This is a genomic window from Mycobacterium sp. AMU20-3851, assembly GCF_043974665.1.
Classification (GTDB): domain Bacteria; phylum Actinomycetota; class Actinomycetes; order Mycobacteriales; family Mycobacteriaceae; genus Mycobacterium.
In genome coordinates, this window is record NZ_CP146371.1 from 3,179,672 (window position 1) to 3,204,540 (window position 24,869).

Sequence of the window (24,869 nt, forward strand, 5' to 3'; positions counted from 1 at the left end):
GCGGGCCTGTCGTGCCCGCAGACGGCGCGTCAGGCCAGGTAGGCGACCTGGTCGCGGAGCCGGTCCGCGGCGGCGCGCAGCGCGGCGACATCGGGTCCGGCACGCAGAATCTCCCGGGAGACCGCGGGCAGCACCCGCGAGCCCAACCGACCCAGATCCTCGGGCCGTCCACCCTGCGCCCCCACCCCCGGAGCCAGCACCGGGCCGTCCAGGACGTCGAGATCGGGCAGCTCGGTCAACGTCGCCCCGATCACCACGCCGATCGAGCCCGGGCCCTGCTGGGACCGATTCTCCCTGCCTACCGCGTCCACGATGCTCTGGGCGACCGTCCGCCCACCGGCCTGGGCGCGCTGCACGCTCGCGCCCTCCGGGTTGGAGGTGGCCGCCAGCACGAAGACCCCGCGAGCGTGCGCGGCGGCGACGTCGAGCAGTGGCCGCAGCGATTCGAAGCCCAGGTAGGGCGAGGCGGTGACCGCATCGGCGGCCAGCGGCGACTCCCCCGCCCAGGCCTGCGCATAGGCCGCCATCGTGGTGCCGATGTCGCCGCGCTTGGCGTCGGCGAGCACCAGCACCCCCGCGGCCTGCAGGGCCGCGGTCGTCTGTTCCAGCACGGCGAAGCCGGCCGAACCGTACGCCTCGAAGAACGCCACCTGCGGTTTGACGATCGCGAAGTCGGCGAACGCCTCCACGCAGACCTCGCTGAACTGCTGCAGGCCCGTCACATCCGTCGGCAGGCCCCAGGAGGCCAGCAGTTCGGGGTGCGGATCGATGCCCGGGCACAACGGCCCCCTGGCGGCGACGGCGTCGGCCAGCCGCGCCCCGAACGAGGTCACTTCTCGGCCAGCTGGCTGTGCAGTTCCTGCAGGGACCGCACACCGATGTCCCCGCGGATGTGGGCCTCGATGCCCTGCACCGCCGCCGAGGCACCCTGCACGGTGGTCACGCACGGGATGTTCACCGACACTGCGGCCGAGCGGATCTCGTAGCCGTCCACCCGCGGTCCTGAGTTGCCGTACGGGGTGTTGATCACCATGTCGACCTGACCGGCCCGGATCGCGTCCACCGCTGACATCCGAGCGTCGGCCCCACTGGGCTCTTCGTAGTGCTTGCGCACCTCCTCGCACGGAATCCCGTTGCGGCGCAGCATCTCCGCGGTGCCCTCGGTGGCCAGCACCCGGAAACCGAGGTCCGCCAGCCGCTTGACCGGGAACACCAACGAACGCTTGTCCCGGTTGGCCACCGAGACGAACACCGTGCCCGAGGCGGGCAGCGATCCGTAGGCCGCGGTCTGGCTCTTGGCGAATGCGGTACCGAAATCGCGGTCGATGCCCATCACCTCGCCGGTGGACTTCATCTCCGGCCCGAGCAGCGAATCCACCTGGGAACCATCGGCCTTGCGGAACCGGTGGAAGGGCAGCACGGCTTCCTTCACCGCGATGGGCGCGGCCGGGGACACCGTGGCACCGTCACCCTCGGCGGCCAGCACGCCCTCCTCGCGGAGCTGGGCGATGGTGGCGCCCAGCATGATCCGGGAGCACGCCTTGGCCAGCGGGATCGCGGTGGCCTTGGACACGAACGGCACGGTGCGGCTGGCCCGGGGGTTCGCCTCCAGGACGTAGAGGATGTCGTCCTTGAGCGCGTACTGCACGTTCAGCAGACCGACCACGCCGATGCCGTGCGCGAGCGCCTCGGTGGCCGCGCGGACCTTCTCGATGTCGGTGCGGCCCAGCGTGACCGGCGGCAGCGCGCACGCCGAGTCACCGGAGTGGATGCCGGCCTCCTCGATGTGCTCCATCACGCCGCCGATGTAGACCTCGCTGCCGTCACACAGCGCGTCGACGTCGATCTCGATGGCATCCTCCAGGAACCGGTCCACCAGCACCGGGTGCTCCGGGGACAACTCGGTGGCCCGGGTGATGTAGCCCTGCAGGGTCTCCTCGTCGTAGACGATCTCCATACCGCGCCCACCGAGCACGTAGGACGGGCGCACCAGCACCGGGTAGCCGATGTCGGCGGCGATCCGGCGGGCCTGCTCGAAACTGGTGGCGGTGCCGAACCGGGGTGCGGGCAGCCCGGCGTTCATCAGCACCTCACCGAACAGGCCGCGGTCCTCGGCCAGGTCGATGGCCTCCGGCTTGGTGCCCACGATCGGAACCCCGGCCCGCTCCAGCTTCTCGGCCAGCCCCAGCGGGGTCTGCCCGCCGAGCTGCACGATGACCCCCACCACACCCGGTCCACCCGCCCCGGAGGCCTGCTCGGCGTGGTAGACCTCCAGCACGTCCTCGAAGGTCAGTGGCTCGAAGTACAGCCGGTCGGCGGTGTCGTAATCGGTGGACACGGTCTCCGGGTTGCAGTTGACCATGATGGTCTCGAACCCGGCCGCGCTGAGCGTGGTGGCGGCATGCACACAGCTGTAGTCGAATTCGATGCCCTGCCCGATCCGGTTCGGACCCGAGCCCAGGATCAGCACCTTGGGCTTCTCGGTCTGCGGGGCGACCTCGCTCTCGGCGGCCGGATCCAGTTCGTAGCTGCTGTAGTGGTAGGGCGTGCGGGCTTCGAACTCGGCCGCGCAGGTGTCCACGGTCTTGTACACCGGGTGGATGCCGAGCCGCTCGCGCAGCGCCCGCACCCCGGTCTCGCCGGCCAGTTCGGGGCGCAGCGCGGCGATCTGCCCGTCGGACAGCCCGCAGTGCTTGGCGTGCCGCAGCAGCGTCTCGTCCAGGACGGGGGCGTCCACCAGTTCGGCGCGCAGGTCCACCAGGGTGGCGATCTGCTCGACGAACCAGGGGTCCACCCCGGAGGCCTCGGCGACCTGCTCGACGGTGCCGCCGAGCCGCAGTGCCTGCTCGATGTCGTAGATCCGCCCGTCGGTGGCGGTGCGCAGATCGGTCAGCAGCTCCTCGAGGGTGGCCTCGCGGTCGGGTTTGGTCCAGAACCCGGTGCGCTTGGTCTCCAGCGACCGCATCACCTTGCCCAGGGCCTCGATGAAGTTGCGGCCCAACGACATCGCCTCGCCCACCGATTTCATGGTGGTGGTCAGGGTGGGGTCGGCACCCGGGAACTTCTCGAAGGCGAACCGCGGCGCCTTGACCACCACGTAGTCCAGCGTCGGCTCGAAACAGGCCGGGGTTTCCTTGGTGATGTCGTTGACGATCTCGTCCAGGGTGTAGCCGATGGCCAGCTTGGCGGCGATCTTGGCGATCGGGAAACCGGTCGCCTTGGACGCCAGGGCGCTGGACCGGGACACCCGCGGGTTCATCTCGATGACGATCAGCCGGCCGTCTTTCGGGTTGATCGCGAACTGGATGTTGCAGCCGCCGGTGTCCACGCCGACCTCGCGCAGGATCGCTATGCCGAGGTCACGCATGGTCTGGTACTCGCGGTCGGTCAGCGTCATCGCCGGGGCGACGGTCACCGAGTCACCGGTGTGCACACCCATCGGGTCGAAGTTCTCGATCGAGCAGACCACCACCACGTTGTCGTGGTGATCGCGCATCAGCTCGAGCTCGAACTCCTTCCAGCCGTAGATGGATTCCTCGATCAGGACGTTCGCCGTCGGGGATGCCGACAGCCCGTCACCGGCCATCCGCTCGACATCCTCGGCCGAGTAGGCCATGCCCGAGCCCAGCCCGCCCATCGTGAACGACGGCCGGACGACGACCGGGAGCCCGAGTTCGGCGACGGTCTCGCGGACCTCGTCCATGGTGTAACAGACCCGGCTGAGGGCGGATTCGCCGCCCACCTTGGCCACGATGTCCTTGAACTTCTGCCGGTCCTCGCCGCGCTGGATGGCGTCGAAGTCGGCACCGATCATCTCCACGCCGTAGCGCTCCAGGATGCCCGCGTCGTGCAGGGCGACCGCGGTGTTCAGCGCGGTCTGGCCGCCCAGGGTGGCCAGCACGGCGTCGATCTTGTTCCCGCGCTCGGCCTGCTGGGCGAAGATCTTCTCGACGAAGCCCGCGGTGATGGGCTCCACGTAGGTGTGGTCGGCGTACTCCGGGTCGGTCATGATGGTGGCCGGGTTGGAGTTGATCAGGCTGACCTGCAGACCCTCGGCGCGCAGCACGCGGCAGGCCTGGGTGCCCGAGTAGTCGAACTCGCAGGCCTGGCCGATGACGATCGGGCCGGACCCGATCACCAGCACATGCTTGAGGTCAGAACGGCGTGGCATTTACTTCTCCCCTGACTTACGTTCCGACAGAAGGTCGATGAACTGGTCGAACAAGTACTCGGCGTCCCGTGGACCGGCGGCCGACTCGGGGTGGTACTGCACCGAGAATGCCCGTCCGTCAACGAGTTTGATGCCCTCCACCACGCCGTCGTTGGCGCAGGTGTGGCTGACCACGGCACGGCCGAAGGGGGTGTCGAACTCCTCGCCCGCCTCGCCTTCCAGCGCGAACCCGTGGTTCTGCGCGGTCACCGCGACACGGCCGGTGGCGTGGTCCTTCACCGGGATGTTGATGCCGCGGTGCCCGAAGGTCATCTTGTAGGTGGACCGGCCCAGCGCCCGGCCCAGGATCTGGTTGCCGAAGCAGATGCCGAACAGCGGGATCCCGGCACCCAGGACCTGCCGGGTGACCTCCACGATGTGGTCCGCGGTGGCCGGGTCACCGGGGCCGTTGGACAGGAACACCCCGTCCGGATTGATCTCGACGATCTCGTCGAAGGTCGTCGCGGCCGGCAGCACATGGCTGAGGATGCCCCGCCGGGCGAAGTTGCGCGGAGTGTTGGTCTTGATGCCGAGGTCGATGGCGGCGACCGAAAAACGGGTGGCAGCGCTACCCCCCACCGGTTCCACCGTGTAACGCTCGTCGGTGGACACCTCGCCGGCCAGATCGGCACCCAGCATCGAGGGCTGGCTGCGCACCCGGTCCACCAGGGTGTCGACGTCGTCGAGGGCGTCACCGCTGAACACACCGGCCTTCATGGACCCGGCGGTGCGCAGGTGGCGCACCACCGCGCGGGTGTCGATGCCGGCGATGCCCACGATGCCCTGGCGCACCAGTTCATCCTCGAGGGTGCCGGTCGAGCGCCAGTTCGAGGCGCGCGGCGACGGGTCGCGCACGACATAGCCGGCCACCCAGATCTTGTCCGAGCGACTCTCGCCGTCCTCACCGTTCCAGCCGGTGTTGCCGATCTGCGGCGCCGTGGCGACGACGATCTGACGGTGGTAGCTCGGGTCGGTCAGCGTCTCCTGGTAGCCGGACATCCCGGTGGAGAACACCGCCTCACCGAGTGTCTGTCCGATCGCACCGAACGGCGTTCCGGTGTAGACCCGGCCGTCCTCCAGCACCAGGACTGCTTTTTCAGCGCTGCGTGTCACGCATCCTCCTTGACCCAATTCTTGACTTCGCCCCGGTCGTCGGCCCGGAAACCGGTGTCGATCTCGGTACCCGACGGCAGTCGCCACCGAACGGCGATGATGCCGTCGTGGGTGAGTGCCTTGCCGGTGATGGCCCGTTCACCGCGTATCGCCAGGATCGATTCGTCCGGAATCCAGATCGGGCCGATGCCGCTGCGCTGCACCATGATTCCCTCTGGATAGCGGGTGACCGCGCCCTTGGCCCGGAATCCCAGCCCGGCGGCCGCGATCCGGTCGTTCCAGTTCGGTGCCACCGTGCTGCCGACGTAGAGACCCTTGGTCGGCCCGGCCAGCACCGGCCCCACGGTGTCGGGCAACGGCGGCAGGTTGCCGATGAGCTCGGCCTGGCGCTCGATGCGGTGGCGCCAGCCGCGCAGGATCTGCCGGATGAAGAAGCCGATGAGCACCACGACCACCGCGGCCAGCACCAGCGATCCGATCAGCGTGGCGTCATTCACGGGTTTCACCTCGGCGCGCGGTGACCTTGCCGCGCAACAGCGTCAGCGTCACCGCGGCCGGCAGGGTCATCTCCTCGAACGGTGTGTTGTCCGAGCGGGAGGCCAGTTGTGACCCGGTGACCGTCCAGCTGGCGTCGGGATCGACGACGGTGAGGTTGGCCGGCTCCCCCACCGCCAGCGGGCGGCCCTGATCGGGCAGCCCGACGATCGCGGCGGGTGCCTCGCTCATCACCCGGGCGACATCACGCCACCCGAGCAGGCCGGGCTTCACCATCGTCTCGACGACCACCGACAGCGCCGTCTCCAATCCCAGCATGCCGGGACGGGCGTTGGCGAACTCGCAGCACTTCTCCTGCTCGGCGTGCGGCGCGTGGTCGGTGGCCACGCAGTCGATGACGCCGTCGGCCAGCGCCTGGCGCAGGGCCGCCACATCGGATGCCTCGCGCAGCGGCGGGTTCACCCGGTTGCGGCCGTCATAGCTGTTCAATTGATTGTCGTCGAGCAGCAGGTGGTGCGGGGTGACCTCGGCCGTGATCGAGATACCCTGCCCCTTGGCCCATTTCAGCAGTTCCACGGTGCCCGCGGTGGACGCGTGGCAGATGTGCACCCGGGCACCGGCATCGCGGGCCAGGATCGCATCGCGCGCGACGATGGATTCCTCGGCCGACCGCGGCCAGCCGGCCAGCCCCAGCTTGGCGGCATTGGGCCCCTCGTGTGCGACGGCGCCGACGGTGAGCCGAGGTTCCTCGGCGTGCTGCGCGATCAGCACACCCAGCCCGCTCGCGTACTCCAGTGCGCGGCGCATGACCAGCGGGTCGTGCACGCAGACACCGTCATCGGAGAACATCCGGACCTGCCCGGCACCGGCGGCCATCAGCCCCATCTCGGTGAGCTGTTTGCCTTCCAGGCCCACGGTGACCGCACCGACCGGATGCACGTCGACCAGGCCGACCTGCTGTCCGCGATGCCACACGTGGTCGGTCACCACCGGGCTGTCGGCCACCGGGTCGGTGTTGGCCATTGCGAACACCGCGGTGTAGCCGCCCAGAGCGGCTGCCGCCGAACCGGTTTCGATGTCCTCGGCGTACTCGCGGCCGGGCTCGCGCAGGTGGGTGTGCAGATCGACGAAACCGGGCAGCAGGATCTGGCCGGTCGCCTCGATCACGGTGTCCGCCTCGGATTCGGAAGCGATCCCTGGACCTATCCGGGTGATCTGGCCGTCGGCGATGAGCACGTCGACCTGATCGCCCTCGCCGTAGAGCCGCACGCCCCGGATCAACACCTGTCCGCTCATGCGGTGATCGCCTCCCGTTCCCCGGCGCCGACCAACAGGTGGAACAGCACCGCCATCCGTACATGTACCCCGTTGGAAACCTGTTGCAGCACAGCCGACTGCGAGGAGTCGGCCACTGCGAACCCGATCTCCATACCGCGCAGCATCGGGCCGGGGTGCAGCACCACGGCATCGTCGGCGAGCTTGGCGCGGCGCTTCTCGGACAGGCCGTAGAGCACTGAGTACTCACGCTCGGACGGGAAGAACCCGCCGTTCATCCGTTCGGCCTGCACCCGCAGCATCAGCACCGCGTCGGCGCCGGGCAGCTCGGCATCCAGATCATGCGAGACGGTGACCGGCCACCCGGACACGCCGACCGGCAGCAGGGTCGGCGGAGCGACCAGCACCACCTCCGCGCCGAGGGTGGCCAGCAGTTCGACGTTGGAGCGCGCGACCCGGCTGTGCAGCACGTCACCGACGATGACCACCCGTCGCCCCTCGACGGAGCCGAGCCGCTGGCGCAGGGTGAGCGCGTCGAGCAGCGCCTGGGTGGGGTGTTCGTGGGTGCCGTCGCCGGCGTTGATGACCGAGGGTCCTCCCCCGAGTCGCTGCGCTCCTGCCCCCAGGGCAAGGCCCGCCCCTTCCGGTTCCACAGTCCACTCGGCAAGCTGCTGGGCCGCGCCGGAAGCCGGGTGCCGGATGATCAGCGCATCGGCGCCGGCGGCCCGCAACGTCAGCGCGGTGTCCCGCAGCGATTCGCCCTTGGCCACCGAGGAGCCGGAGGCGCTGACGTTGATGACGTCGGCGCTCATCCACTTGCCGGCCACCTCGAACGACACCCGGGTGCGGGTGGAGTTCTCGTAGAACATCGTGATGATGGTGCGTCCGCGCAGGGTGGGCAGCTTCTTGACCTCGCGGCCCAGCAGCGCCTCCCGGAACCGGTCGGCGTCATCAAGGATGCCGACGGCCTCGTCGCGCGACAGATCACCCGCCGCCAGAAGGTGCTTCATCCGTTCTGTTTCCTCTTCGCGCAAGCGCTCATCGGGTCGGTCCTCCATACGGTGCGATCCGCACGCTGTCCTCCCCATCGGGTTCCTGCAGCCGCACCTTGACGTTCTCGCTACGCGAGGTGGGCACGTTCTTGCCGACATAGTCCGCGCGGATCGGCAGCTCCCGGTGGCCGCGATCGACCAGCACCGCCAGCTGCACGATCCGGGGCCGCCCGATGTCACGCAGGGCATCCAGCGCCGAACGCACCGACCGGCCGGAATAGAGCACATCGTCGACGAGGATCACCAGGGCGCCGTCGATACCGCCGGCCGGGATCGATGTCGACTCCAGCGGACGCGGCGGTTTGATGTTCAGGTCGTCGCGGTAGAGGGTGATGTCCAGCCCGCCGTGGGGCAGGTCCACCCCGGCGAACTCACCGACCTTCTCGGCCAGCCGGGCCGCCAGCGTCACGCCGCGGGTCGGGATGCCCAGCAGCACCACCCGCGGGGCGTTCGGCGCGTCGAGCGCGGTCTTCTCGATGATCTGGTGCGCGATGCGCGAGATGGTCCGGCTCACATCGGCGGCGGACATCAATTCCCGGTCGGGACCGGCAGGATCTGCGGCAGCCACGAGTAACCCAGGACCTCCTTCTCCGCCTCTCTGGACGGATCGTTAAAGGACGTCGAACTGCCGAAGAGCCTATCAGGCCGGTGTGGTCGTTCCGGCCCGTGACGGTGTGCCCTTCGTCTCGGGTCGAGCGCCCGAACTCCCGCGCGCGGCGATAACGTCTGCCGGGTGAACCTCGACAACAACGCCGCCTCCATCACCGAGGCCATCGACACCGGTCTGCTGGCCGGCGCGGTCACCCTGGTGTGGCACGCCGGCAAGGTGGTGCAGGTCAACGAGCTCGGCCACCGGGACGTGGCGGCCGGTCTGCCGATGCAGCGCGACACGGTGTTCCGGATCGCCTCGATGAGCAAGCCGGTCACGGTGGCCGCGGCGATGACACTGCTGGACGAGGGACGGTTCACCCTCGACGATCCGGTGGCCCGGTGGGTGCCCGAGATCGCCGGGCTGCGGGTGCTGACCCAGCCGACCGGTGAGCTCGATATCACCGAGCCGCTGCGCCGGCCCATCACCTTCGACGATCTGATGACCCACCGTGCGGGGCTGGCCTACCCGTTCTCCATCACCGGCCCGCTGGCCAAGGCCTACGCCCGGTTGTCGTACCGGCAGAACGAGGAGCGCTGGCTGGCCGAGCTGGCGCAGCTGCCGCTGGTGCATCAGCCCGGGGCCCGCATCACCTACAGCCACGGCACCGATGTGCTGGGCATCGCGATCGCCCGGATGGCCGGGTTGCCGCTGCACGAACTGCTCGCCGAGCGGATCTTCGAGCCGCTGGGCATGTCGGACACCGGTTTCGCACTGAGCCTGATCCAGCGCCGCCGGATGGCCACCATGTACGCCCTGACCGCCGAGGGGTCGCTTCGCGACGATGTCATGGGTCCCCCGCCGCTGACCCCGCCGGAGTTCTGCGCCGGCGGCGGCGGTCTGATGTCCACCGCCGACGACTATCTGAAGTTCGCCCGGATGCTGCTGGGCGGTGGCACGGTCGACGGTGTCCGGGTGCTCTCCGAGGAGTCCACCCAGTTGATGCGCACCGACCGCTTGCACCCCGACCAGAAGGAGCACAACTTCCTGGGGGTGCCGTTCTGGATCGGGCGCGGATTCGGTCTGTCCATGTCGGTGGTGACAGACCCGGCCCAGTCCGAGCGGTTCTTCGGCCCCGGCGGCCTCGGCACCTTCGGCTGGCCGGGCGCCTACGGCACCTGGTGGCAGGCCGACCCGGCCAATGACGTCATCGTGATGTACCTGATCCAGAACTTCCCGGATCTCAGTGCGGACATCGCGCAGGTGGCGGGCAACACCTCGATGGCCAAACTGCGGATGGCCCAACCGAAGTTCGTCCGCCGCACCTACCAGGGGCTCGGCCTCTAAGCCGGTTCCAGTGCCCGGCGCGCGTAGGCCCGCACGTCGGCGTCGGCATCCTTGAGCGCCAGGCCCAACGCATCGCGGGCGGCCGCCTCCGATGCCGCCCAGCGGGTCAGGCTCAGTACCGCGGCCTTACGCACGTCGAGATGGGTGTCGGCCAGCGCCCGGGACAGCGTCGGCACCGCCGCCGCCGCCGGCGCACCCGAGAGCGCCTTGGCCGCACCGACCCGGACCTGCCAGGCCGGCTCCCCCAGGGCCTGCTCGATGGCGCTCAGATCGTCGGCGGCCGCGCCCAGGACGCCCAGTGCGGCCAATGCGGCGGCCCGCACCAGCGGGTCCCGGTCGGTGAGCAGCGTGCGCACCGACTCGCCGCCGACATCCATCCCCCTCGCTGCGCTCGACCGTCCACCGAGGGTGGCCAGCGCATTGGCGACCGCGATGCGCACCTCGCGGCTCTCGTCCTCGGCGGCCGCCGCCACCCCGCCCACGTCGTCGACCGATACCAGCGCGCGCACCGCCTCGATGCGGACCCGCTGGTCATGGTCGGTCACCGCGCGACGGTAGTCGGCCGCAGCACCGGCGCGCCGCGAACTCAGCACGTACACCGTCGCCGCGCGCACCACCGGGTCCGCCGAATCGAGATGCACCGCAATGCCATCCGGGTCGGGCAGCACCTCGACGAGTTCGCGGACCGAGTCGGCCGCCTGGAGCCGCACTTCACGGTCATCGTCGCCAAGGGCGGCCAACAGTGCCGGTGAATACCCTTCTGGCAGGTTCTCCACCAGGGTGGCCACCGCGGTGCGCCGCACCCCGGGATCGGTGTCGGCGAGGTATCCGGTGAGCTGTTCGAGGGTGGGCTCGGCCAGCGCCAGCACGGCGGCGATCCGCGGGGACGGCGGCTGGGTGGGCGGTTCGGTCACCCGGGAGACGACGGTGGCCGGTGCCTTACCGCCGAACAACTCTGGCTGCTCGACGTCCACGACCGGTGCCTCCGACGGCACGTGATCCAGGCCCGGCACCGGCACGATGTACGGCGCGACGGGCCGCTTGAGGAACTGCATGCTGCCGTCGGCGCCCTTGCGCAGGTTCAGGTGGAAACCCCACTCGCTGTCATCGCGCAGCGGCACATCGGCGCGTTCGTGGTAGAGACCCCACCGGGATTCGGTGCGGGTCAACGAGGAACGGGCGGCCATCTCGGCGCAGTCCCGGATGAAGCTGACCTCGACCGCCCGCATCAGCTCGTGCGGGGTGCGGGCACCGATACCGTCGACCTCCTCACGCATCCGGTCGAAGGTCTGCACCGCGATGGACAGCTTGGCGGCCGTCTTGGGCGGCGCCACATAGTCGTTGACGAAGCGGCGCAGTTTGTATTCCACCTGCGGTTGCGGCGGCCCGTCGGGGTGGCGCAGCGGCCGGTAGATGAGCTCGTGCGCCTCGGCCAGCTGATCGGCGGGCAGATCCCCCGGCGCCGGGGTGTCGGCCAGCGATCCGGCGGCGTGCTCGCCGGCCAGGTCACCGTAGACGAACGCGCCGATCATGTAGTTGTGCGGGACGCAGGCCAGATCCCCGGCCGCATACAGCCCGGGCACCGTGGTGCGGGCGTGTTCGTCGACCCACACCCCGGAAGCCGAATGCCCACTGCACAAACCAATTTCGGAGATGTGCATCTCGATGTCGTGGGTGCGGTAGTCGTGCCCGCGGTTGGCGTGGAACGTGCCGCGGGTGGGCCGCTCGGTGGTGTGCAGGATGTTCTCCAGCGCGGTCAGCGTCTCATCCGGCAGATGGGACACCTTCAGGTAGATGGGTCCGCGCGCGGATTCGATCTCGCTGTGCACCTCCGACATCATCTGCCCCGACCAGTAGTCGGAGTCCACGAAACGTTCGCCGTGCGCGTTGACCTGGTAGCCGCCGAACGGATTGGCCACGTATGCGCAGGCCGGGCCGTTGTAGTCCTTGATCAGCGGATTGATCTGGAAGCATTCGATCCCGGAGAGTTCCGCGCCGGCGTGGTACGCCATCGAGTAGCCGTCACCGGCGTTGGTGGGATTCTCGTAGGTTCCGTACAGGTAGCCCGACGCGGGCAGCCCGAGCCGTCCGCACGGCCCGGTGGCCAGGATGACGGCCTTGGCCGCGACCGCGACGAACTCCCCGGTGCGGGTGTTCAGCGCGGCGGCTCCGACGGCACGGCCGTCTTGGGTGAGCACCCGGACCGGCATCAGGCGGTTCTCGATCTGGATCTTCTCGCGCATGGAACGCTGCCGCATCACCCGGTAGAGCGCCTTCTTGACGTCCTTGCCCTCGGGCATCGGCAGCACGTAGGAGCCGGACCGGTGCACCCGGCGCACCGCGTACTCGCCGTGCTCGTCCTTCTCGAACTTGACCCCGTAGCGTTCCAGCCGCTGCACCATGGCGAATCCGCGGGTGGCGGTCTGGTAGATGGTGCGCTGGTTGACGATTCCGTCGTTGGCCCGGGTGATCTCGGCGACGTAATCCTCTGGTTCGGCCTTGCCGGGGATGACGGCATTGTTCACGCCGTCCATGCCCATCGCCAGGGCGCCGGAATGCCGGACGTGTGCCTTCTCCAGCAGCAACACCCGGGCACCGTTCTCGGCGGCGGTCAGGGCGGCCATGGTGCCGGCGGTTCCCCCGCCGATCACCAGCACATCGCATTCCAGGCGGGCGGTGTCGGCGAGTTCGGGAATGGTTGTCATGAGTTGTCCAATGCTGCAAGGATTTCGGCGCGGAGCGCGGCGCGGTCGGGATGGGTCGTCTCGGTGCGGGGCGCAGGCACCTCGACCAGCGCACGCAGGGACGGCTGGGAACCTCCCAGCACCGCCACCCGGTCACCGAGGGCCAGGGCCTCGTCGACGTCGTGGGTGACGAACACGATCGTGGTGGGGTGCGCCCGCCAGGTCTCGATCAGCAGGCGTTGCATGGCGGCCCGGGTCTGGGCGTCCAACGCGCCGAACGGCTCGTCCATCATCACCGCCCGGGGTGCGCCGGCGAGCCCGCGGGCCAGTTGCACCCGCTGGCGCATCCCGCCGGACAGGCTCTTGGGCAGATAGTCGGCGTAGCCGGTGAGGTTCACCTCGTCGATCCAGCGTTCGGCACGGGCCCGGCGTCCGGCCCGTGGCTCACCTCGAAGCTGCAGTGCCAGTTCGATATTGGAACGCACGGTGCGCCACGGCAGCAATGCACTGTCCTGGAACACCATGCCGCGGTCGCGGGAGGTGGTGGTGACCGGGTCCCCGTCGGCAAGCACCCGGCCGACGTCCGGCGCGAGCAGCCCGGCCAGCGCGCGCAGCACGGTCGACTTCCCGCAGCCGGACGGCCCGGTCAGCACCAGGATCTCCCCCGGCTGCACCGTCAGATTCAGGTGTTGCACCACCGCAGGTCCGTTATAGGACAGTGTGATGTCGTCGAGCTCGAGCTTCATACCGGCGTTCAGCGCCACCGTCATCGGGCCGTCTCCTCACCGCGGGGCAGCCACCTGGTGGCCCGCCGCCCGATCAGCTCGATCGCTGCGGCGGTGCTGAACCCGAGCACTCCGATGGTGATGATGCCGACGAACACCCCCGGGTAGTCCAGCACCGTGTACGCCTGCCAGGTGCGGTAGCCCACGCCCAGGCGGCCGGAGATCATCTCGGCCGAGATCACACAGATCCAAGCCACCCCCATGCCGACGGACAGCCCGCCGAACAGGCCCGGCAGGATGCCGGGCAGCACCACCTGGCGCAGCACGTCGAGGCGTCCGCCACCCAGGGTGCGCACCGAGTCCTCCCAGATGGTGGGCAGTGCCCGTACCGCATGCCGGGTACTCACCATGATCGGGAAGTAGGCGGCCAGGAAGGTGATGGAGACGATGCCCGCCTCGTCGGAGGGGAAGAGCAGGATGGCGACGGGAACCACCGCGATCGCCGGGATGGGACGGACCAGCTCGGTGAGTGGGCCGAACACGTCGGCGAACAACCGGGAGCGGCCCAGCATGATGCCGGTGACCACGCCGATCAGCGCTGCCAGACCGAATCCGGTCAGGATGCGGATCAGTGACTGGCCCAGGTCCAGCCAGTACTCACCGGTGCCGACCCGGGTGGCGAGGGCCGCGGCGATCTCGGTGACGGTGGGCAGCGTGTCGAAGCGCAGCCACAGCCGGACGCCGTTGGCGGTCAACAACTCCCACAGCCCGATCGCGGCGAGCACCGAGGCCACCCGGATCAACCTGTGCCGCCAGACTCCGGCGGGCTGCCGGTCGGGACGGACCTGCTCGGCGGTGGTCTGCGGTGAGTCGAGCAGGGCGGTCATTGGACACCCACCAGCGCTTCCCGGTACCCGACGACCTCGGCCCCCGGGTGGGTGGCGATGTAGCGCCCGGCCCCGGCGGGGGTGCCGAAGGGCAGGTAGTTCGGCCCGTCCTCGACCCAGACCGCCTTGTCGGCGAACCATCGGGTGCCCAGCTCGGTGTCGGCGACATACGCGGCTCGCACCGTCTGCCCGCGCGCCTCGGCGTCACGGACCGCACGCAGCAGGGCGGCCGGGTTCTCCGCGGATTCGGTGGTGTCGGAGCCTTGCAGCCAGAGTTCACCGGCGGCCGGCTTACTGGTCGCACTGAGCGCCTGGTCGTAGTCGAGTCCGCGTTCGGTGAACGCCTTGCGCAGCGGCTCGTCGTTGATGAACTTACGGACATCGAGGTCGGCGAAGTCGCCGATCGATTTGAGGTAGGGCACGTCTCCTTCGAGGGCTTCGATCAGCGACGGCTTGAGGGTGGTGTCGAAGGAGGTGCCGCCCGGGCCGTTGTAGAGATAGACCACTTCCTGGGGCAGGCCGCTGCCCTCGGCGACGATGCGGGATGCCTCCAGCGGCTCGGTGTTGAGGAATTCGGTGGCGTCGAGCTGCGACTGCAGGAAGGCGTCGAGCACCTCGGGGTGCTGGTCGGCGTAGTCCTCGCGGACCACCACACCGTGCAGGGTCGGGTAATCGAGTTCGGCGCCGTCGTAGAGCAGCCGCGCCTTGTCCTGGAAGACCAGCAGGCCGGGCCAGGCCACGAACTGCGAGAGTGCCTGCACCTGACCTGATTCCAGCGCCGAGGCACCGACCTGGGGTTGCTGGTTGACCACCTCGACTCCGGTCTTGGGATCGATACCGGCGTCCGACAGGGCGCGCACCAGGGTGCCGTGCCCGGCGGAACCGACACTGGCCGATACCTTCTGGCCGGCGAGGTCGGGGAGGGTCTGGGCCGGCGAATCGGGAGTGACGACCACCATGTTCAGCGCTCCCTTGGGGTGATACCCGGTGACCGAGACCAGATCGGTGCGGGCCCGCTCGTTGGCCTGGGTCTTGGAGCCGTTGATCAGCATGGGGTAATCCCCCATCGAGCCGATGTCGATCTTCTCGGCGACCATCTGCGCGGTGATCGGTGCGCCGGTGTCGTAGTCCTGCCAGGTCACCTTGTACTCGGTGCCGTTCTCGGCCCCGATGTCGGCCAATCGCTGCTCCAGGAATCCCTTGGCGCGCAGCAATGTTCCGGCGGTGACGGTATTGATGGTCTTGGACTGATACCCGACGACGACGTCGACGACGTCACCGGATCCACCGGCGGCGTCCAGGGAGCAGGCGGTGACGGACGCGGTCAGGGCAGCGAGCAGCGCAACAAGTGGTTTCTTCACGGCAGGAGTCCTTCGAGAGGGTCAGCGGATCAGGTAGGGCATATTGACGGTGACGGCTCCGGTGGGACACCGGGCGGCGCAGGGGCCGCAGTACCAACACTCGTCGACATGCATGAACGCTTTGCCGTTCTCCGGGTTGATGGCCAACGAATCCAGCGGGCAGATCTCCACGCACAATGTGCAGCCTTCGATACACAGCGACTCGTCGATGGTCACCGGGACGTCAACGCGGTTGTTCACCAGTGCCATATCAGCTCCTGAATAGGTCAGTTTCGGGATAGATTGCCGCGCATGGTGATTCGATCACCACGCATGCGGATGTACTCCAGGTCGACGGGACGCCCGTCGCCGAGGCTGGTCAGCCGCTCCAGCATCAGCAAGGCGGCACCGTCGGGTACCTGCAGAGTGTCGGCGGAGTGCGGATCGGCCGCGATCGCCTCGAGTGCGATGGCCGCCGAGCCCAGCCGCTGACCGCTGACCTGCTCGATGAGGGTGAACACGTCGTTGGTTTCCAGCGGGTGGGCGATCACCTGCTCACCGATGTCGGGTGCCAGGTAAGTCAGGTCCAGCGACAGCGGCAGGTCACCGAGATAGCGCAACCGCTCGATGTAGACCACCTGCGTGCCCGAACCGAGTTCGAGCTTGCGCGCCACCGCGGGTGGTGCCGCCATCCGCAGAACCGCCCGGACCTCGTTGCGGACCTCGCCGTAGTCCTTGAAGGTCTCCTTGAGTCCGACCAGGGCGTCCAGCCCGTGGTCGTACTTGCGCACCGCGACGTGCGTGCCCACCCGGGTACCGCGGTCGATCAGCCCCTCAGCCTTGAGGACGGCAAGTGCTTCCCGGATGGTGTTCCGGGAGACCGAGAACTCCTCGATCAGATCGGCCTCGCTGGGGAGTCCGTCCGGATAGCCGCCGGCATGGATCTGATGCCGCAGCAGATCGGCGACCTGACGGGCCTGGTCCGCGCGTGGTCTGCGCAACGGGGTCGGCTCGGTTCCAGGCACCCGATCACCGTAAAACCGGTTCGGGACCACGCCGGGCGACTCTTTCACGGGACTGTCGGCAGTCGCGGGATTACGCCGCCGCTGCGGCCGAGGGACCAGCCAAAAGGCCGGGGCTTTATGGTATTGCGCCACCAGTCCGGCGCATACCGGCATTTCAATCGTGGTGAATCAAAAGTTCCCAGCACCCGCGTTGCGGTCCGGGCCGAGGAGTTCTTCGGGGTGGAAGTGGTGGTTGAGGGTGTCTTGGCCGGTGTCCATGAGTGGGGGTGGGTACCAGTGGGTGCGGCCGGTGTCGGGGTCGATGCGGGTGGTCCAGCCCATTTCGGCGAGCCGGTTGTCCGGTCCGCAGCCCAACGCGAGGGTGGGGGCGTCGGTGAGCCCGCCGTTGTTCCAGCTGGGCTGGGCGTGGTGGGCCTGGCAACGGCAGGCGGCTTGGGTGCAGCCGGGGCGGGTGCAGCCGCGGTCGCGGTTGTAGAGCAGTAGGCGTTGGGCCTTGCTGGCCAGGCGTCGGGTGCGACCGAGGTAGAGGGGTTCGGCGGTGTGTTGTCGGTAGACCACCAGGTAGTGATACGCCTGTTCGGCGAGGCGGATGAGGTCGGGCATGGGCATGAGGGTGCCGGTGCCGGTGACCGCGATCCCGGCCCCGGCCTCCAACTCCGCCAGGGTGGTGGAGACGACCACGGTGACCGGGATGCCGTTGTGTTGGCCGAGGTTTTTGGCCATCAGGGCATCGCGCAGGATCGCTTTGAGGGCGTCGTGGTGGCGCTGGGCGCGGGTGCGGGTATCGCCGGTGGCCAGATCGGCCAGGGCACCGAAATCGGCGGGGCGCGGGTCTTCGCCGCCCTGGGCATCCGCGGAACCTTTTTCGCCGTCCTGTTCTGCTTCGTCGTCGAGCGGGTTGGGGTCCGGGTTGAGCTTGGGCTCGCGATCGTCGGGGTTGTTGACTCCGGGCCGGCCCCACACCTCCAGCGCGGTGCCCAGATAGGCCGCCAACTCCGCATCGACCCAGCCGGTGATGCGGACCAGCCCGTCGGCGTCCTGCGCGCCCAGGGTCATCCCGCGCCGGTGCCGGGCCATATCCGGGCCGTCACCGTCCTGGTTGAGTTTGTACAGCACCCGGGTGGCGGCCTCTTTCAACGTTTCCGGGCTGGTGGTCTTGCCCGCGGCGACCAGGCTGGCCTCCAACTGCGCCAGCTCGCTACCACTCATCCGCCCCGAGGCGGACTTCAAGGTCGCGCGCACGACCGCGATGTGCTCGCCGGCGATGCTGCCCTCGGCCAGCGCGGTCGCGCATGCCGGCAGCACCGGGGCGAGCACGTCGCCGTTCATGGCGTGCCGCGGCCCGAGCACCTCGGCGTCGCGCACGCGGCGGGCAGCCTCGGTGCGGCTGATCCGCATCCGGGTGGCCAGCACATCGATCCAGGATTTCCCGCCGATCTCATGCGGGGTGGCCCGGTCCATCAGCGCGGCCTGGATGCGGTAGTCGATCACCGCCTCGGCGCGGGCCCGCAGCTCACGCTCGGACTGGATGGCCAACAACTCCGCGGTGTCGAACACCGTGAAGTCCGCGTCCAACAAAGCCTTGACCGACGCGGCACGGTCGGACAGTGCGTGCTGCACCGTCTCCCGACTCCCCACCACATCCATCTTCATGACCAGAACATACGTTCGACCACCGACAGAAAACGGCAGAATGTGACACCAGAGACAAAAGGGGCCAAAGAAACTTCTGAGACAAAGAAGTCGCGCGAATGTCGCTGCGAGGTGGGCACTTTCATACCGATCCGGCGAGCGCCGGCCCCGGGTCACCCTTCCTGCGGCCTACACACCCCCGCGAAGTCCTTGCCCTCCCGCTGCGCCACCCCATCGGGATCGAGCCAACCGACACCGTAGAAGTAGAAGGTGTCGGCCGGATGACTGTCCGATCCGTCGACGATGTCCGCTACGACTGAGGTTCCGGGGTATCCCCCAGGCGTGGACTCCACGTTGAGAAACAGATATTCCTCTGCACGCCAATCGAAGTCAGGTGGCGGTGCCTCCGTTACCGTCAGACCCGGATACGGACCGCCGACGGTGAACCGGTCCATCGTCGCCGTACCGGACGCATCGGTCAGAACAAGTTTCGGGCCGAGCCCGAACCCGACCTCTACCCTGCGCACATCGCGACAACCCGGCGGCATCCAGATCTCCAGCTTGCCGTCGGTGACGCGCGCACCGAACGACGGCAACATCGGAGGTGCGAACTGTGCATCGGTCGACGTCGGATCGGTCCGGCACCCGGCAGATCCGGCCGCCACCAACAGCATTGCCAGGACTGCAGCACACGACCTCACGAATAACCCCCATCCGATGAGCCGGCAGCACTTTCCAGCGGATTCACCCCGGTCTGCCGTTCGATGATCGCACCGAGCCCGTAATCCCGTGCCATCGTTCCCAACCCCTTCTCCGCCCACTGTGCGGAATGGCGCTCCTCGTGATGCAACAAGCGATCGAGGTCCAGCCTGCCCATGAAGGTGGAACCGTCGGCGCGCTGGCCCCAACTGGACCCCGATTCGATGATCTTCGTCAACTGACGGGCCGGATCGTCTGTGCCGTCGATGTTGACCACGAACAGATCGCCATACGTCGTCCCACCCTGGACCCCGATCGTGTCCATCACAGGCCCTCCCAGCCCCATCAGCATGCCGTTGGGAGTCGTCGCCAGCGAACCCCCGCCACCCTTGTCGAAAATCTGGTCGTAGCTCCAGGAGTTCGCGTTCTGCCGGTCGATGATGCGCTGCACCTCGGAGGCCGAGTACGGCGTTTCCGCGAAATCGTTGGCAACGTCGTCGGCGGTGCCCCGCACCCCGTCGGCGCCGGCCTCGGCGGCGGCGTAGTCGGTGCCGGCGTTGAGGATGTAGGTCATCACGACGGCCTTCTTCGCATCTTCCTTGCTGGTGCCGGGCGGCAGGATGAAGAACGACTTGCCATCCTTGTCCTTGACCTCCTGCAGCCCGTTGAGCACGTCGAACGACTGCCCGGTGATGTTGTGCACGCGGGCGATCTCGACGATGGTCTGCGGATCCACCCCGTGCTCGGACGCATTCTCCAGCCACTGGGCGTATTTGCTGCCCGGCACCACCGGCCCGGTGAGCAGCCCGGCATCGCGCAAGGCCTTCTCGTAGTCACCGACCGGCGGATGCTCACCCGCATCGGGCAGTTCGACCGTGCCGGTGAAGTCGATCCGTTCGGCCGCCTCGCAGTCGCCGCGCTCGTAGCGGTCGGCGGCCACCCTCAACTTCTGCGCGTACACAGTCACATCACTGCCCAACAACTTCGACTGTTCGGTGAGCGCGAATCCGACTGTCGCACAAGCTGCCCCGACGGCCAACGACGGCATCGCACCGGCGGCGCCGTTGACAGCCGGTCCGGCGCGGTTGCCACTGACGCCGTGGCCGGCGTCGTCGAGGACCGATGCAGTCTCCCGCAACGTGTTTTCATCGACGTCGAGAGTCGCCCCACTCATCTCCCGAGGCTCATTTCAGCAGGCCCTTGTTGATCCGGTCCATCTTGTCGGCCGTCGCCTTGTCCTCGGCGTCGAATTCGGCCAGCCCCGTCTGGATCGCCGTCTGCAGCGCCAACCGTCGCATGCCCCACATCATCGCCAATGCCGGATTGGTCGCGACCAGAACCTTCAGTCGCCATCCCAGGGAGACGCGGCCATCGTCGGAGATGTCGAACAGGCTCGCTTCCGGACTCGACACCAGAGCCATCACCCGCCGGCGGATCCCGCCGAGTTGCGCACCACCCGAAGACATCGCGGCGTGCAGAAGCTTGAGCCTGTCGGCGTAGATCTCCTGGTCTCCGAACATCTCGGTGGCGTGCTCCCGCGCGGTGTCGGACGCACTGCCCCGCCAGTCCGAGGCCAACCGGGTCAACTGCAGGCGTTCGCGGTCGATCCAGCTCTCGAGGTCAGCCGCTGCCGAGGCGACCTCACCGGCGGCTGCCACCAGATCGTCGGGACGGCTGGCCTCTACCTCTGAGATCGTCACCGCCACCGGTCCATTGTCAGCCACCGGACCGGACCGGTGACGCACCAATTCCGGCCAGGGTCCTGACCGCAGCAGCCGCCCGCTACTGCCCGCTGCCCGCCGCACCGCCGTCTGCCGGGCGCAGCGCCGCCGCCGCGGCGCGGATCTGCGGGGTCACCAACATGACCTGGCCCAGCACACCGTTGACGAAGGCCGGCGACTCATCGGTGGACAATTCCTTGGCCAGCTCGACGGCCTCGTCCACCGCAACCGGCTCGGGCACGTCCTCGGCGTGCAGGAGTTCCCAGACCGCGACCCGCAGGATCGCCCGGTCCACCGCGGGCAGCCGCTCCAGCGTCCAGCCCTGCAGATGCGAGGAGATCAGGTCGTCGACGTGCGCGGCCTGCTCGGTGACCCCGTGCGCCACCGTGACGGTGTACGGGTTCAGCGGGTTGATATCGGCCTGGGTGTGGGAGAGCTTGTTCCGTCCGTCCGCCGCCTCGGCAGCGGTGATCCCGCGCGCCTCGGCCTCGAACAGCAGGTCGACGGCCCGCTTGCGGGCCTGGTGCCGACCGCGGTCGCCGCGACGGTCAGACATCCCCGTCGCTCCGCTCGCCCTGGCTAGACATCCCCGTCGCTCCGCTCGCCCTGGCTAGACATCCCCGTCGCTCCGCTCGCCCGTCCTAGCCATTCACCCGTCCGAGGTAGTTGCCGTCGCGCGAATCGACCTTCAGCTTGTCGCCGGTGTTGATGAACAGCGGCACCTGGATCTCGGCACCGGTCTCCAGGGTCGCGGGCTTGGTGCCGGCGTTGGACCGGTCGCCCTGCAGGCCGGGCTCGGTGTGGGCGACCACGAGTTCCACGGTGACGGGCAGCTCCAGGTACAGCGGCACGCCGTCGTGGAAAGCGATCTGCACGGGCATGTTCTCCAGCAGGAACCCGGCCAGCCGGCCCACCAGAGCCTCGGGCAGCGGATTCTGCTCGAAGTCCTCGGAGTCCATGAAGACGAAATCACTGCCGTCGCGGTACAGGTAGGTGGCATCACGGCGGTCGACGGTGGCGGTCTCCACCTTCACACCGGCGTTGTAGGTCTTGTCGACAACCTTGCCGGACACCACGTTCTTCAGCTTGGTGCGTACGAAGGCCGGGCCCTTGCCGGGCTTGACGTGCTGGAACTCGATGATCTGCCACAACTGGCCATCGATCTGCAGAACGAGTCCATTCTTGAAGTCGGCGGTTGATGCCACGGTTAGTACAGCTCCTAGATCAGGTGATCACAGCCAGTTCCTTGGGGAACCGGGTGAGTAACTCGGGTATGGGTGCGCTCTCGCTGCCGACAACCAGGGTGTCCTCGATCCGGACACCACCCCTACCGGGCAGATACACGCCGGGCTCCACGGTGACCGCAGCGCCAGCAAGCAGTGTACCGGCGGCTGACGCGCTGATTCCCGGCGCTTCGTGGATCTGTAGTCCGACCCCGTGCCCCAGCCCGTGCCCGAAGTTCTCGGCAAACCCCGCATCGGCGATCACCTGTCGCGACGCCGCGTCCACATCCTTGAGAGCGACGCCCGCGGCGAGTGCTTCCCGGCCGGCCCGCTGCGCGTCCGCCACCAGCTGATACACGTCCAACTGCCATTGCGCCGCCCGGCCCAGCACGAAGGTGCGGGTCATATCGGAGTGATAGCCCGCGACCAGCGCCCCGAAGTCGATCTTCACGAGGTCACCGTCGGCCAGGACCGCGTCGGTGGGCCGATGGTGCGGGATCGCCGAATTGGCGCCGGTGGCCACGATCGTCTCGAAGGACACCCCGTCGGCACCGTGGTCGAGCATCAGCGATTCGAGGTCCCGACGCACCTCCTTCTCGGTCCGGCCGGGCCGCAGACCGCCGCGGTCCAGCAGCTCGTGCAGGGCCGCATCGGCGGCCTCGCAGGCCAGCCGCAGGATCGCGATCTCCCCCGCGTCCTTGACCTCACGCAGGCGTTCCACCATCCCGGCGGCACGCACGAGCTCAACGCCGTCGGTGACGCGCTGCAGCTGGGCGAACCCGTCGACGGTGACGACGTGGCTCTCGAAGCCGAGCTTGCGCACCCCGCAGGCCGCCGCGACGCCGGCCAGATGCGGTGCACACGCCCGCTCGATGGCCAGTTCGGCATCCGGGGCCTGCGCCGCCGCCTGCGTTACATATCGACCATCGGTTGCCAATACCGGCGTGTCGTGGTCGACCCGCACCAGCAGGGCCGCATTCGACCCGGTGAATCCGGACAGATAACGGACGTTGACCAGGTCGGTTACCAACATCGCGTCCAGTTCGGCGGCAGCCAGCCGGCGCCGCAGCCGGTCCCGGCGCTGAGAAATCGTCACAGCCGCTGACGCTACTCGCTACGCTGTCCCCTCATGAGCAAGTGGTTGCTGCGCGGACTCGTGTTCGCGGCGGTCGTAGTCGTCCTCCGGTTGATCCAGGGAGCGCTGGTAGATGCCTTCCCGACGCAGGCCGGATGGATCAGCCCTGTGCTGGGTCTCTTCCTGGCGATCCCGGCGATCCTGTGGGCCTACTTCGACGGCCGCGCCGACGCCCGGGCGCAATCCGATCCGGATCGCCGCCAGGATCTGGCGATGGTGTGGATGGTGGCCGGCCTGATCGCGGGTCTGCTCGGCGACCTGGTGTGCTGGTTCATCGGGCTGTTCTACCCGGTGCTCTACACCGGCAACCTGCTCAGCGAGCTCACCTCGTTCGCGGCGTTCACCGCGCTGCTGATCTTCCTGGCCGGCGTGGTGGCGGTGACCATCGGCCGTTGGTCTGTCGACCGCAAGGCCCCGCCGTTCGTCCGTCGCCGCGAGGGTGATGAGGAGCGGGCCGACACCGACGTCTTCGCCGCGGTGCAGCCCGGCGTGGACGAGACTGCCGAAACGTCCAAATAGCTCGCTAGCGCGAACCCACCACCGAGTAGGCCGCGGCGAGCAGCGTCGGGTCCGGGCCTTCCAGGCGGCCGGGCTTGGCCAGGCCGTCGAGCACCACGAAGCGCAGCACGCCGGACCGGTTCTTCTTGTCGCCGGCCATGTATTCGAGCAACTGCGGCAGCGCATCGGCGTCATAGCTCACCGGTAGGCCCAGCGAGGTCAACACCCGGGCGTGCCGGTCGGCAGTGTCATCGTCGAGCCGGCCCGCGAGGCGTCCCAACTCGGCGGCGAACACCAGGCCCACCGAGACCGCGGCACCGTGGCGCCACTTGTAGCGTTCCCGGCGCTCGATGGCATGGGCCAGCGTGTGGCCGTAGTTGAGGATCTCGCGCAGCGCCGATTCCTTTTCGTCGGCGGCCACCACTTCGGCCTTCACCGCGATGGCGCGGCGGATCAACTCGGGCAGCACGGTACCGGCCGGGTCCAGCGCGGCCTCCGGATCGGCCTCGATGAGGTCGAGGATCACCGGGTCGGCGATGAATCCGGCCTTCACGATCTCGGCCATCCCGGCGATGATCTCGTTGCGCGGGAGCGAGGCCAGGGTCCCCAGATCGACGAGCACCGCCAGCGGCTGATGGAACGCACCGACCAGGTTCTTACCGGCGTCGGTGTTGATCCCGGTCTTGCCGCCGACTGCGGCATCGACCATGCCCAGCAGTGTGGTCGGCACGTGCACTACGTCGACGCCGCGCAACCACGTCGCGGCCGCGAATCCGGCGACATCGGTCGCCGCCCCGCCGCCGAGGCTGACGATGGCGTCCTTGCGGCCGATTCCGATGCGGCCCAGCACTTCCCAGATGAATCCGACAACCGGGAGTTCCTTGCCCGCCTCGGCGTCCGGGATCTCGATGCGATGCGCGTCGATACCGAGGCCGGCCAGGTGGTCCCGGATGACTTCGGCGGTCTGGGCCAGCGTCGGCTGGTGCAGCACCGCGACCTTGTGCCGCCCGGTCAGGGTGCGGCCGAGATCTTCCAGCAGCCCGGTGCCGATGATCACCGGGTACGGGCGATCGACCAGGACCTCAACAGTTACGGGTTCACTCATTGCGTGCCTCTGCTCGTCGGGCCAGCGCCGCCGGAGTCGGCGGGGCCTCGGTGGTGGGTGCGGGATTCAAGACTGTCGGGCCGCGCCGCCAGGCTGCGCGGCGGCGCCGGCGCG

General features: G+C 68.6%; 23 protein-coding genes. 2 read left to right on the forward strand and 21 right to left on the reverse strand.

Annotation, left to right across the window (positions count from 1 at the left end):
• Window positions 1-29 precede the first annotated feature (29 nt).
• Genes pyrF through pyrR form a run of 7 tightly spaced genes read right to left on the reverse strand, consistent with a single transcriptional unit; the run spans window position 30 to window position 8,674 of the window.
• Window positions 30-833 carry an orotidine-5'-phosphate decarboxylase gene (gene pyrF, locus V4U86_RS15130; protein ID WP_395306794.1) on the reverse strand — a complete coding sequence of 268 codons (804 nt, stop codon included), beginning with the start codon at window positions 831-833 and terminating at the stop codon, window positions 30-32.
• Window positions 830-4,171 (reverse strand): carbamoyl-phosphate synthase large subunit, encoded by a 3,342-nt coding sequence (carB, locus tag V4U86_RS15135; RefSeq protein ID WP_395306795.1) that lies wholly within the window; start codon window positions 4,169-4,171, stop codon window positions 830-832. The genes pyrF and carB overlap by 4 nt, the downstream gene beginning before the upstream one ends.
• Window positions 4,172-5,323, reverse strand: a complete 1,152-nt coding sequence (gene carA / locus V4U86_RS15140; protein ID WP_395306796.1) for a glutamine-hydrolyzing carbamoyl-phosphate synthase small subunit — start codon at window positions 5,321-5,323, stop codon at window positions 4,172-4,174.
• Window positions 5,320-5,820, reverse strand: a complete 501-nt coding sequence (locus tag V4U86_RS15145) for a transporter (protein ID WP_395306797.1) — start codon at window positions 5,818-5,820, stop codon at window positions 5,320-5,322. Before V4U86_RS15145 ends, carA begins: the two co-directional genes overlap by 4 nt.
• Complete coding sequence (locus tag V4U86_RS15150) at window positions 5,813-7,114, reverse strand: dihydroorotase (RefSeq protein WP_395306798.1); 1,302 nt, start codon at window positions 7,112-7,114, stop codon at window positions 5,813-5,815. Before V4U86_RS15150 ends, V4U86_RS15145 begins: the two co-directional genes overlap by 8 nt.
• Window positions 7,111-8,103 (reverse strand): aspartate carbamoyltransferase catalytic subunit, encoded by a 993-nt coding sequence (locus tag V4U86_RS15155; RefSeq protein WP_395306799.1) that lies wholly within the window; start codon window positions 8,101-8,103, stop codon window positions 7,111-7,113. Before V4U86_RS15155 ends, V4U86_RS15150 begins: the two co-directional genes overlap by 4 nt.
• 28 nt (window positions 8,104-8,131) lie before the next feature.
• Window positions 8,132-8,674 (reverse strand): bifunctional pyr operon transcriptional regulator/uracil phosphoribosyltransferase PyrR, encoded by a 543-nt coding sequence (gene pyrR / locus V4U86_RS15160; RefSeq protein ID WP_395312060.1) that lies wholly within the window; start codon window positions 8,672-8,674, stop codon window positions 8,132-8,134.
• A 204-nt stretch (window positions 8,675-8,878) separates the two neighbouring features.
• Between pyrR and V4U86_RS15165 the strand changes: the two genes are divergently transcribed.
• A complete protein-coding gene (locus V4U86_RS15165; protein ID WP_395306800.1) occupies window positions 8,879-10,081 on the forward strand; it encodes a serine hydrolase domain-containing protein in 1,203 nt (400 codons plus the stop codon).
• Here the strand turns inward: V4U86_RS15165 and V4U86_RS15170 are convergent.
• The 13 genes from V4U86_RS15170 to V4U86_RS15230 form a co-directional block, all read right to left on the reverse strand.
• Window positions 10,078-12,786, reverse strand: a complete 2,709-nt coding sequence (locus tag V4U86_RS15170; RefSeq protein ID WP_395306801.1) for a fumarate reductase/succinate dehydrogenase flavoprotein subunit — start codon at window positions 12,784-12,786, stop codon at window positions 10,078-10,080. The two genes, V4U86_RS15165 and V4U86_RS15170, sit on opposite strands and share 4 nt — an antisense overlap.
• Window positions 12,783-13,535, reverse strand: a complete 753-nt coding sequence (locus V4U86_RS15175) for an ABC transporter ATP-binding protein (protein ID WP_395306802.1) — start codon at window positions 13,533-13,535, stop codon at window positions 12,783-12,785. Before V4U86_RS15175 ends, V4U86_RS15170 begins: the two co-directional genes overlap by 4 nt.
• Window positions 13,532-14,377 (reverse strand): ABC transporter permease, encoded by an 846-nt coding sequence (locus V4U86_RS15180; protein ID WP_395306803.1) that lies wholly within the window; start codon window positions 14,375-14,377, stop codon window positions 13,532-13,534. Before V4U86_RS15180 ends, V4U86_RS15175 begins: the two co-directional genes overlap by 4 nt.
• Window positions 14,374-15,738, reverse strand: a complete 1,365-nt coding sequence (locus tag V4U86_RS15185; RefSeq protein WP_395306804.1) for an ABC transporter substrate-binding protein — start codon at window positions 15,736-15,738, stop codon at window positions 14,374-14,376. The genes V4U86_RS15180 and V4U86_RS15185 overlap by 4 nt, the downstream gene beginning before the upstream one ends.
• 21 nt (window positions 15,739-15,759) lie before the next feature.
• The gene (locus V4U86_RS15190; protein ID WP_087022863.1) at window positions 15,760-15,987 is read right to left on the reverse strand and encodes a 4Fe-4S dicluster domain-containing protein; all 228 of its coding nucleotides are present in this window, start codon (window positions 15,985-15,987) and stop codon (window positions 15,760-15,762) included.
• Between the two features lie 17 nt (window positions 15,988-16,004).
• A complete protein-coding gene (locus V4U86_RS15195; protein WP_395306805.1) occupies window positions 16,005-16,742 on the reverse strand; it encodes a GntR family transcriptional regulator in 738 nt (245 codons plus the stop codon).
• A 168-nt stretch (window positions 16,743-16,910) separates the two neighbouring features.
• On the reverse strand, window positions 16,911-18,395 hold the full coding sequence (locus tag V4U86_RS15200) for an HNH endonuclease signature motif containing protein (RefSeq protein ID WP_395306806.1): 1,485 nt from the start codon (window positions 18,393-18,395) through the stop codon (window positions 16,911-16,913).
• A 152-nt stretch (window positions 18,396-18,547) separates the two neighbouring features.
• Window positions 18,548-19,048 carry a hypothetical protein gene (locus V4U86_RS15205; protein ID WP_395306807.1) on the reverse strand — a complete coding sequence of 167 codons (501 nt, stop codon included), beginning with the start codon at window positions 19,046-19,048 and terminating at the stop codon, window positions 18,548-18,550.
• Between the two features lie 23 nt (window positions 19,049-19,071).
• A complete protein-coding gene (locus tag V4U86_RS15210; RefSeq protein ID WP_395306808.1) occupies window positions 19,072-20,247 on the reverse strand; it encodes an ESX-1 secretion-associated protein in 1,176 nt (391 codons plus the stop codon).
• Window positions 20,248-20,257: 10 nt separating this feature from the next.
• On the reverse strand, window positions 20,258-20,773 hold the full coding sequence (locus V4U86_RS15215; protein ID WP_395306809.1) for a hypothetical protein: 516 nt from the start codon (window positions 20,771-20,773) through the stop codon (window positions 20,258-20,260).
• Window positions 20,774-20,855: 82 nt separating this feature from the next.
• Window positions 20,856-21,350 (reverse strand): transcription antitermination factor NusB, encoded by a 495-nt coding sequence (nusB, locus tag V4U86_RS15220; protein ID WP_395306810.1) that lies wholly within the window; start codon window positions 21,348-21,350, stop codon window positions 20,856-20,858.
• Window positions 21,351-21,435: 85 nt separating this feature from the next.
• Window positions 21,436-21,999, reverse strand: coding sequence for an elongation factor P (efp, locus tag V4U86_RS15225; RefSeq protein WP_073854603.1), 564 nt, complete (start codon window positions 21,997-21,999; stop codon window positions 21,436-21,438).
• A gap of 19 nt (window positions 22,000-22,018) precedes the next feature.
• A complete protein-coding gene (locus tag V4U86_RS15230) occupies window positions 22,019-23,113 on the reverse strand; it encodes a M24 family metallopeptidase (protein WP_395306811.1) in 1,095 nt (364 codons plus the stop codon).
• A 33-nt stretch (window positions 23,114-23,146) separates the two neighbouring features.
• Here V4U86_RS15230 and V4U86_RS15235 point away from each other — a divergent pair, with 33 nt between their 5' ends.
• Entirely contained in the window at window positions 23,147-23,671 is a 525-nt protein-coding gene (locus V4U86_RS15235) for a B-4DMT family transporter (RefSeq protein WP_395306812.1), read from the forward strand.
• A 4-nt stretch (window positions 23,672-23,675) separates the two neighbouring features.
• On the opposite strand, the gene aroB is transcribed toward V4U86_RS15235, so the two are convergent.
• Window positions 23,676-24,755, reverse strand: coding sequence for a 3-dehydroquinate synthase (gene aroB / locus V4U86_RS15240; RefSeq protein ID WP_395306813.1), 1,080 nt, complete (start codon window positions 24,753-24,755; stop codon window positions 23,676-23,678).
• Window positions 24,756-24,869: the final 114 nt, after the last annotated feature.

Bases quoted from the DNA above. Each gene is read 5' to 3' on its own strand.
- carB (WP_395306795.1), bottom strand. From the start codon at position 4,171: ATGCCACGCCGTTCTGACCTCAAGCATGTGCTGGTGATCGGGTCCGGC.
- V4U86_RS15150 (WP_395306798.1), bottom strand. From the start codon at position 7,114: ATGAGCGGACAGGTGTTGATCCGGGGCGTGCGGCTCTACGGCGAGGGC.
- V4U86_RS15155 (WP_395306799.1), bottom strand. From the start codon at position 8,103: ATGAAGCACCTTCTGGCGGCGGGTGATCTGTCGCGCGACGAGGCCGTC.
- pyrR (WP_395312060.1), bottom strand. From the start codon at position 8,674: ATGTCCGCCGCCGATGTGAGCCGGACCATCTCGCGCATCGCGCACCAG.
- V4U86_RS15170 (WP_395306801.1), bottom strand. From the start codon at position 12,786: ATGACAACCATTCCCGAACTCGCCGACACCGCCCGCCTGGAATGCGAT.
- V4U86_RS15175 (WP_395306802.1), bottom strand. From the start codon at position 13,535: ATGACGGTGGCGCTGAACGCCGGTATGAAGCTCGAGCTCGACGACATC.
- V4U86_RS15180 (WP_395306803.1), bottom strand. From the start codon at position 14,377: ATGACCGCCCTGCTCGACTCACCGCAGACCACCGCCGAGCAGGTCCGT.
- V4U86_RS15190 (WP_087022863.1), bottom strand. From the start codon at position 15,987: ATGGCACTGGTGAACAACCGCGTTGACGTCCCGGTGACCATCGACGAG.
- V4U86_RS15200 (WP_395306806.1), bottom strand. From the start codon at position 18,395: ATGAAGATGGATGTGGTGGGGAGTCGGGAGACGGTGCAGCACGCACTG.
- V4U86_RS15205 (WP_395306807.1), bottom strand. From the start codon at position 19,048: ATGCTGTTGGTGGCGGCCGGATCTGCCGGGTGCCGGACCGATCCGACG.
- V4U86_RS15210 (WP_395306808.1), bottom strand. From the start codon at position 20,247: ATGAGTGGGGCGACTCTCGACGTCGATGAAAACACGTTGCGGGAGACT.
- nusB (WP_395306810.1), bottom strand. From the start codon at position 21,350: ATGTCTGACCGTCGCGGCGACCGCGGTCGGCACCAGGCCCGCAAGCGG.
- V4U86_RS15235 (WP_395306812.1), top strand. From the start codon at position 23,147: ATGAGCAAGTGGTTGCTGCGCGGACTCGTGTTCGCGGCGGTCGTAGTC.
- aroB (WP_395306813.1), bottom strand. From the start codon at position 24,755: ATGAGTGAACCCGTAACTGTTGAGGTCCTGGTCGATCGCCCGTACCCG.